Annotated in this window: 3 protein-coding genes; all 3 read left to right on the top strand. The window is 44.8% G+C overall.

Translation table 11 applies throughout. The annotated features are described in order from the left end of the window. Positions 1–7 precede the first annotated feature (7 nt). The 3 genes from ACFQ21_RS27790 to ACFQ21_RS27780 all read left to right on the top strand — a co-directional run bounded on the left by ACFQ21_RS27790 (position 8) and on the right by ACFQ21_RS27780 (position 10225). Complete coding sequence (locus ACFQ21_RS27790) at positions 8–1480, top strand: PorP/SprF family type IX secretion system membrane protein (RefSeq protein ID WP_377585434.1); 1473 nt, start codon at positions 8–10, stop codon at positions 1478–1480. A 469-nt stretch (positions 1481–1949) separates the two neighbouring features. Then, positions 1950–4619 (top strand): PA14 domain-containing protein, encoded by a 2670-nt coding sequence (locus tag ACFQ21_RS27785; protein WP_377585431.1) that lies wholly within the window; start codon positions 1950–1952, stop codon positions 4617–4619. Between the two features lie 206 nt (positions 4620–4825). Then, positions 4826–10225: a fibronectin type III domain-containing protein gene (locus ACFQ21_RS27780; protein WP_377585428.1), complete on the top strand. Its 5400-nt coding sequence runs from the start codon at positions 4826–4828 to the stop codon at positions 10223–10225. The last annotated feature ends 44 nt before the right edge of the window (positions 10226–10269 follow it).

Raw genomic sequence — 10269 nt, 5'->3', positions numbered from 1 at the left:
CTCTAGCATGAAAAGACCTTTACCTATACTTACTACCCTGTTCCTTCTACTGCTGCTGATAAGTCAAACTGCTTTTGGACAGAACCCACCGGTGTTCAGTCAGTTTTTTGCCAACCCATATCAGTTCAATCCTTCGTATGCTGCGCACCGCGGGTATGCAGAAGCTAATTTATTTTACCGCAGGCAATGGCTTGATATAAACAATACCCCTACCGTTGGCGCACTGAATATACAGGCTCCGGTTGGAAAGAATGTTTCACTTGGGCTCACAGCATATTCCGACAAGACTATATTACTCAACTCCACATCGGTGCTGGCTACCTTTGGATATCGCATACGCTTTACGCAGAATCACAACCTTAATTTTGGTATATCGGCAGGTGCCGGCTTTAACTCGTTTGACTTCTCTGCGCTTGAGGATACAAGTGATCCTGCCCTCGCGGGTATAACGCAGAACAATACCTTTATCAACGGGCAGTTCGGGTTCAACTACCAATTCAAAAATTTCAACATCGGTTTTGCTTTACCCAAACTCTTCGACTCCAGACCCAACAGCACAAAAGAATTCGAAGATGTGAAGTTCAGTAAATTTGACAACCGCTTCGGATCAGTGTCTTATACTTTTGATCTCGGCAGTGTAAAAGTTTCTCCGTATGTGATCTATAGATCACTGGATCGCTCCCAGGATCAGTGGGAAGGTTTACTGCACATATCGATCAAAGATGTTATCTGGGTGGGTGGTTCCTACCGCGATGGCTATGGTGTTACCGGATTTATTGGACTGAACATAAAGAGTCTGCTGCGTATCGGCTATGCGTATGAGAGACCTACAGGAGATATATCCAGCGTAGCCGGCAACACGCATGAGATATACCTGGGTGCGCGACTAGGCCACCGTAACCGCGAAGACGAGATATTCGCGCAGAAGGAACACGATGACTCGTTGAAAGCAGTAGCAAAAGCAAACAAACTGAAGGCCGATACTACCACCAATAAAAAGATATATACCGAAGCTCAGGAAAACAAACAAGAGCCGCTAGTAGCCAAGCAAGAGCAGCAGACACCACCAGCGGTGCAAAACGCGCCTCCGGCCAATACTACAAATACAACTCCGGAGAAGACGAATACTACTACCACTCCTACAGAGAAGACAACGCCTGCGCGAACCGAAGTAACCCCGGTTGAGAAACAACCAGAACAACACGTTAACCAGGAAGAAGAAAAGATCGCGGAAGAACACGCCCCCGGCCACTACCTTGTGCTTGGTGTATACCAACATCCGGAAAATGCACGCAAGCAGTTAAGTACACTTCGTACAAAAGGGCTGACACCATCTATACTTTACCAGGCCGAGAAAAATTACTACTATGTATATATCTATTATTCGCTGAACCGCCAGGAAGTGATTGACGAATGGAGAAGGATCCGGCAGCAAAACCAGTATTTCGGGGCCTGGATCTACACAGCCATAAGTAAATAATGAGTAAGTAATTCCACATTTCATACCACTAAAATGGGTTTCGTTAAGGCACACGGAACCCATTTTTTTTATAATTATTCGATTTTGTCATAAAAAGGCACATACGATATGTTTTTGGACATCCGAAAAGATTTATTAAAAAATCCGGTAAAAACACTTACTAATTAGTTTTTTTCGGTATACATTTATATACGAAAACGTCACCGCGTTTTCAACTGTCTATAAAAGGTAACAAAATATTACATCTATGGTTGGGCTTTTATCTGGATCCATATTTATGGATTTTCCATTATGTCTGCCTATTCGTGAACCTGTACTCACAGGCTTCTTTAATTTCAATATTGAGTTATCCATTTGCCGCACATTCGTGGCATCAGTAAGCACATCACACAATCCCGAGACTATTTCAAACCTTAAATACCATTATTTGAAACATTTCTAAAACCAAAAAACAAATCCTCCAATGTCTATGTCTAAATGGCTTCTCTGTGGTGTGCTCAGCATGTGCTGTGTAACCACGCTCCTCGCCCAAACCCTATTATATGATAGCGGTTACTCTCTGCGAAACAATCAACTGTCTCACTACTATAAAATGGTGAGTTGGGACGATAGTCAGTTCAAAGAATTCAACTATCGTGCTGTGAATAGTTCGAACGCTGTGACTGAATTCATGAACTGGCGTGCTATATTTCCTCCTGGATATCAAAAGAACGGTCCTACCAAATATCCGATGATTGTGATGCTTCACGGAGCAGGAGAATCCGGAAGATCATGGCAAGGACACTACACTTACGCTGTTAGTGACGTACGCTTCGACAACAATGGTCACAACCTTCTTCACGGTGGACAAGAACACCGCGATGCTGTTAACAGAACAGCCTCAAACCCGAGAGCTTTTCCAGGTATCGTAATTTTCCCGCAGGTGCATCACAGTGGTGCATGGGAAAACGGCTGGAACAGCGGGGCACTCACTCAGAATGAAAACATGGCGATCCGCGTGATCGAATACATGGTAAGTCAATACAATGCCGATATAAACCGCATTTATGTTCACGGTCTTTCCAACGGTGCAAAAGGTACCTGGGACTTCGTATCGAAGCGTCCTGACCTCTTTGCTGCCATGGCCCCTATGTCAGGTGTTGGTAGCAACCCGGATGCAATGACTACAACCTTGGTAACAACACCGCTGTGGTTGTTCCAGGGAGGTAACGACACCAACCCGAACCCAACATCTGCGCAAAGTATTATAAACCTGCTGATCTCTAAAGGAGGCAAGCCTCGCTATACGCTATATCCTAATACCGGCCACGGAACCTGGTATGCTGCATATGCTGAACCGGACTTCTTCTCTTGGTTGCTCGCGCAGGATAAAAGAAAGATATATGTGTTTGGTGACGAACCCGTATTCTGTCTTGGTGAAACCGTAAGACTTGGATTTTCCGCAGGCTTCCTGCAATATCAGTGGACCCTAAACGGTGCTGATATACCCGGTGCCACTACTCGGTATTTTGATGCCGGACAGGTTGGTACCTATACTGTGAAATTCAGGAGAAGCAATAATCAATGGTACGAATCCTTCGCGATTAACGTAACATCAAAACCAGCTTCAACTTTCTCACCTGCTTTAACCAACACAGGCTCCAAAGTACTTCCGATCGATATCAGCTCGAACAACGTAGTTGACCTGGTTGCTCCTACTGGCTATAGCGAATACTACTGGTTTAAAAACGGATCACAGGTTGCCACGTCAACTTCCAACGTTCGTAATATCTCTACAGGTGCTGGTGTATCTGGCACGGCAGGTTCCTATACAGTACGAGTGAAAGAACCTTCAGGCTGCGCAAGCTTGCAGTCTAACGCAATAGCAATGGTATATACTTCACCGCACGTAGGCCCTACACCTCCTACGCAAGCTGTTCCTACAGTATTGTCTTCTACACAAACAAGTTTGTCATGGACAGATTCTCCTACAGAAGAGTACTATGAAATCTGGAGAAACAGACGTGCCGCCAACGGATACTCATCTGAACCTTATAAAGTGGTAGGCATTGTAGGACAAAATACATTGGCTTATGTTGATGCTGGTTTGAGACCCAATGCACAATACTTCTATCGCGTGAGAGCGATTGGTAACAACGATGGTCGTTTTTCAAATGAAAGATTGATCACAACACAGGCTGATAATATAGCGCCATCAGCTCCTACCGATCTTGCCATCAGCAACTCCGTTGGTACACAAGCTACACTTTCGTGGACAGCTTCTACTGACAACGACCAGGTAGTTAGCTACCAGGTGTTCCTGAACTCAGCGCAGGTAGGTACATCGGCATCAACTTCTTTTGTATTGACCAGCCTGACACCAGGTGCTACTTATACCGCAGAAGTAAAAGCAGTAGATGCCGGCAACAATGTATCAGCAGCAGGCTCCGTTGAATTCACTACACCGGAAGCCGGCCTTGCCTATACCTATTGGGAATCTGAAAGCTCATTATCAAGCTTAGCTGCATTTAACTTTGGCGAAACGCCAGCCAAAACTGGTATCGTAAGTAACTTTGATATAAGCGTACGAAATCAGAATGACTTATTTGTATTCTCATTCGATGGCTATATCCAGATCGACCAAGTAGGTTCTTATACCTTCTATACATCTTCGGATGATGGTAGCCGACTCTATATCAACGGTACCATGGTAGTTGATAACGATGGTTTGCACGGAACAGTGGAACGCAGCGGTAACTACAACTTTGCTACAACTGGTCGTCATGCCATAAAAGTTACTTTCTTCGAAAACGGAGGTGGCGAAGTACTTACAGTACAGTATGACCCTGTAGGAAGCGCACCGAAGCAAACTATACCAAACAATAAATTATTCCTGGGTAATGGCGGTAGCGGTGCTCGCGTAGCCAGCGAAGGAAGTATATCGCTATATCCGAACCCGGTTTCCAGTACCCTATCCGTTGATCTCACAAACTTCTCGGCACAAACAATCACCATCTACGATCAGATCGGTAACCCGATCAAGAAGGTTCATGTTAACGGATCGCAAGACATCCGGAACATCGAAGTTTCTGATCTGAAAGACGGTGCCTATATCCTGGGAGTTGACTCGAAGAGAATAAGATTTATAAAGAAAAATTGATTTTTCATCCCGTCTATTTTAAAGAAACGCTGCCCTCACACGGCAGCGTTTTTTATTTCACACGTTTGATTAATCTAAAAATCAAGTATATAGATAAATACACGAAAGCACGAACAGTTTAAAAAAATAAAAAGTTACTTTTTTATTACATCAGTTATATATCGTTACTTTTGTAGGTCTATAACTGTTTAATGGCTTTATTCTCTATGTCCTTACCTAAGTCTCTTGCGGTGGCAATGGTGTATGTTATTGCCGCGCTCTCCACTCCTGTTTTTGCTCAATCGGTTATCCACTATGATAGTGGGTATACACTTCGAAACAATCAGCTCAGTCACTATTACAAGATGGCAAGTTTTACAAACGAAGCTCGGTTTCGTGAGTATACTTACTGGAAAAGTAATGGCGCTGTCGTTGAAGAGTTTTTGAATTTCAGAGTAATGTTCCCGAATGGGTATAACAAGAAGGATACACTTACCAAGTATCCCTTGATACTCATGCTGCATGGTGCCGGTGAATCCGGTCGTTCATGGGCAGGTCGCTATGACTATACTCCTGATGACCCGCAGTATGATAATAACAGTACTAACACTGCACATGCTGGTCCCTCGCACGCTGCCGCTATTGTAAAATCAGCCAGCGATCCGAAGTCATTCCCCGGTATTGTCATCATGCCACAAGTGAGTCACAGTGGTAGCTGGCAAAACGGTTGGGAAGATGGTAACCTGGCGGACAACATGCGCATGGCCATCGGCATTGTAGAGTATTTCATCAAGACCTATAATGTTGACCAGGATCGTGTTATTGTACACGGACTTTCCAACGGAGGAAAAGGTTCGTGGGATGCTGCTGCAAAACGACCTGATCTCTTCGCGGCAATGTTGCCAATGTCTGGTGTAGGAACCAATAATGAAGCAATGTCAGATATACTGGTAACCATGCCTATATGGTTGTTCCAGGGTGGTACCGATACCAACCCGAGACCACAGGCTGCACAGGATATCATCGACCTGTTGAAAAGCAAAGGCGCTGCTCCGATCTATACTTTGTACCCGACATTAGGGCACGGTACATGGACAACAGCATACGCAGAGAACGACTTCTTCCCGTGGATAAAAGCACAGAACAAAAAGAATATATATGTATTTGGTGGCGCGACTGAACTTTGTGAGAACGGTTCCATCAAGCTCGGTTTCTCCGATGGTTTCCTCGCCTATCAATGGACATACAACGGAGTGGATATCCCCGCTGCCACTACGCGTTTCTATACCTTGAATCAAACCGGTATATATACCGTCAAATTCCAGAGACGTAATGGTAAATGGGCAGAGTCTTATCCGGTTAACATAACTCCTAAATCTGCATCAACTTTCTCTCCTACGCTCGCCAACACAGGTACACGCGTTCTTCCGATCGATTTCAACGGAGCCAAGAATGATACCCTGAAACTTACCGCACAGGAAGGATTCTCGACATACTACTGGTTTAAAGATGGAACTCCATTTGATACCACTACTACAAGAACTAAAATCGCATACTTTCTGAATGCTTCCGGTACAGCTGGTACAACGGCAGAGGCTGGCAGCTACGCTGTAAAAGTACGCGAGAGCTCAGGCTGTTTAAGTTTACTCTCTGCGCCTGTAACCGTAAGCTATATTAACCCGCACGTTATACCAACGGCTCCTACCGTTGCAACTAACGGCATTACATCTGTATCGGAAACAGAAGTAAAAATCTCCTGGACAGATAACTCCACAAACGAAGAATACTTCGAGATCTGGAGAAACCGTAACAACGCGAACGGCTATACCAGCGAACCCTACAAAATGGTAGCGATCGTTCCTGCCAATTCAACTTCGTATAATGATAAAGGTTTACGTCCGATGGCACGTTACTTCTACCGTGTACGTGCTGTAGGATCAGGCGATGGAAGATTTGCAACCGAGAGATCAATCACTTTACCAAACGATCTTATCAAGCCAAGTGTACCGGGCAATGTAACCATTACGAACATTACCGATACACAGATCTCTATATCGTGGGATGCATCAACCGATAACGACCGCGTTGCTAAATATGAAGTATATGAAGGCTCTAACCTCGTAAACGGAAATGTTACCACCACGAGCTATACCTTTACAAACCTGGCTGCCAATACTACATACTTCTTAAACGTACGTGCTGTAGATTCACGTGGTAACTTCTCCGACTTCCCGGGTGAAGCTCTTCAGGGAACAACGTTGTCGCCACAGAATGGTTTGAACTATTCTTACTACGAACCACTCACCGTACCGACTACATTTACACTGGCCAGTTACTTTGCATCAACACAAACACCGGTTAAACAAGGTACTGTAAGCAACGTTGATATAACCGTGCGAAACCGAAACATCAAATTTGTTTTTGTATACGAAGGCTATATCCAGATCGATCAGACCGGTAACTATATATTCTATACACGTTCTGATGACGGTAGCCGCCTGTATCTGGATGGTGTTCTCCAGGTGGATAACGATGGCCTGAAGTCTGCTCCGACTGAGAAGAGCAAAACTGTAAGCATTACTACTACCGGTAAACATGCTATACGCATCGAGTACTTCTATGCCAATAGTTTGGCACAGACCATGACGGTACAGTACGACCCTCCGGGATCAGGTACAGGTTTAGGAAAACAAACTATACCAAACTCGAAGCTCTTCCGCACCAGCGCTACACCTGTAACATACTACTCGAAAGCTACGGGTAATTTACAGGATCTGAGTACATGGGGAACCAACACCAACGGTACGGGTACTGCTCCGGCAAACTTTACTACCGGTTATCAAACCTATAACATACAGAACCGTTCAGGCGTTGTGCCACTGAGTGCAGCATGGGCCGTAACGGGAACAGGCTCAAAAATTATCGTGGGTACTGGTTTAACATTAGATGTAAACGCTGCGCTCACCGGTAAACTGGAAGCAAAAGATAATGCAACCATCAATCTGAACAACACTACGATTCCGTCCTTCGGAGTATTGGCAACTACATCTACTGTAAACTTCAATGTTGACGGTGTAGTGCCCGTAGCTTCGTATGGTAACCTGAATCTCAACACACCGCTTTCAACCAAGTCACTTCCGTTGAGCTCAATCGAAGTGAAAGGAAATCTTACCGTAGCCGACCAGGTAATTATACAGGGTAATGAACCGAACCGTTCAATCGTATCGATTAATGGAAACCTGTCGTACCTCGGAGCAGGCAGTTCATTAACCGGCAATCAATTATATTCTCTGATTTTCACAGGTGGTAAAAATCACATCATCACCATGAATCCTGATGAAGATCTGAGCCTGTATCAACTTACGTTGGATTACGGTGATGCCTTGACCATCAACAATGGAACTGATAACGCTGTAAATCTGAATATAGGAAACAGCAACGGTGGTAATCTTATACTTCAAACAGGTTCTACGCTTCAACTCGACAATAACAACCTCGTGTTGAACGGAAATGTAGCCGTGAACCCGAACAGTGAGACAGGTATAATTGCGATGAACGGTGGTGACCTTACGTTGAGCACAACATCAACAACATCATCAAACCTGCTCTTCAGCGAAACCGATAACAAGATTACCAACCTCACACTTTCTTCTACCGGTACTGCGAAGATCAACTTGCTGAGTCTTATCAAAGCATACGACCTGGTTACCCTTACCAGAGGAGAACTCAACACCTATAACGGAAACATGGTATTGATCTCTGATGCCAACGGTAGTGCGCGCATAGGTCCACTCCTGGGCGGTGCCAAAATTACTGGCGACATCACTTACCAACGCTATATGGAAGGCGAAGGCCGTATATATCGCTATATAGCTTCACCGATCAAAAACTTTAAAGTAGCCGATATCCAGAAATATATACCGGTAACAGGTGTGTTTACAGGTGCCAGCACCGGAACAGGTCTGCTCACCAATGCATCGATGTTCAGTCACAACGAAACAACTGGTGGATATGCAAACTTCCCTCCTAACAACGGAACAAACCAGGACACTTTGCGCATCGGTAAAGGTTATTCAATCTTCGTTCGCGAAGCAACCAACGCAACGACATGGGAAGCAACCGGAGCTCCATACCAGGGGTCATTCATATTTACGTTGACCGGTGGTACATTAGGACAAGACAACGGTTGGAACATGTTGGGTAATCCATATCCGGCTCCTATCCAATGGACCGGAAGTTCAGCCGATGGCAAATGGTCTACCATGACGGATGTAAGTGCAACGGTAAGTGTACGCGAAAACTTCGGTACACAATACAGGTGGCGCGTATGGAATGGAACAACCGGAAACCTTGATAATGGTATCATCGCTCCGGGCCAGGCGTTCTGGGTACAGACTACATCGGCAACACCGTCACTCACAATTACGGAGAATGCTAAATTTACCTCCGATGGTGCCTTCTATCGCGAAGGTAAAACTTCAGAAGCTATCGAAATTACCATGACCAACGGTACGTTCATCGATGAGACCTATATTGTTGCCAAGACAACCGGTGTTAATACCTTCAGCAAGAATGAAGATGCACTGAAGCAAAACAATACATACTTCAACTTCTCTTCGAAATCAGAAGATGGAAAGTCACTCGTGATTAACACTGTATCCAACAACTTCTGTCAGCAGACTGTTGCGTTGAATATTGAAAATGCAGCGAAAGGAAATTACTCTTTGAAATTTGGCGACATCAACCCGGATGTAACCAAGGTATATCTGAAAGATTCCTTTACCGGAACGGAAACTGAGATAACCGGTGGCCAGATCTATAGCTTTGCCATTACCGAGAGCTCGCTTTCAAAAGGCACACGTTTCTCCCTGGTATTGACTAAACCTGAAATTGCAGCAATACAGCCACAGGCGATTTCTGCAGCCAGCGTTTGTGAAAGTACTCCGGTCATCACAATTGAAAATACAGTTGCCGATGTAGAGTATCAGGCCTTTATCGGAACAACTGAACTTTCAGAGAAAGTACTTTCAACCGGTGGTACACTGCAACTCGCACTTGGTAAAGAAGCACTTGGTGCCGGTACATTCCAGGTAGATATCAAAGCCGGCTACAGCTACGCGAATTGCGCTACAGCAAAAGTTGCTGAAGCAATCAACGTAACAGTCGATGCACTGACACAACCCGTTGTTACTGCTGCTGCGAATAAACTTTCAACTGAATATAAAACAAACTATACCTACCAGTGGTACCTGGATGGTGCTTTATTGGAAGGACAGAACCAGTTTGATATATACCCGGCTTCGTATGGTATATATTCCGTATCCGTTACGAACGGAAGCTGTGCGAGATTCTCCGATGGCGTCAACGTATCCCCTACCGGAAACGAAACCTCATCACAGAATGCACTCTCCGCTTCTCCGAATCCGTTTACCGATAAACTGGTAGTGAACCTGAAAGGAACCAACGCAACGTCTGTAAAAGTTACAAACGTGGTAGGCGATACTGTAGCGGAGCGTGCTATAGCAGCATCTGATGAGAGTATAACATTGGATCTGGCCGGCCTTCCTCAAGGTGCATACATTGTTATTGTTGGTGCAACTAAACTCAAGGTGATCAAGAAGAGTTAGTATAGTATAAACTTGTTACCCTCTACCTCTCTATGAAAAAGACC

Origin of the sequence: Ohtaekwangia kribbensis (genome assembly GCF_042676245.1) — a bacterium.
In the GTDB taxonomy this organism is placed as follows: domain Bacteria; phylum Bacteroidota; class Bacteroidia; order Cytophagales; family Cyclobacteriaceae; genus Ohtaekwangia; species Ohtaekwangia kribbensis.
Note: the sequence above shows the minus strand (reverse complement) of the source record. Positions and strands in the feature narration are given on the sequence as shown.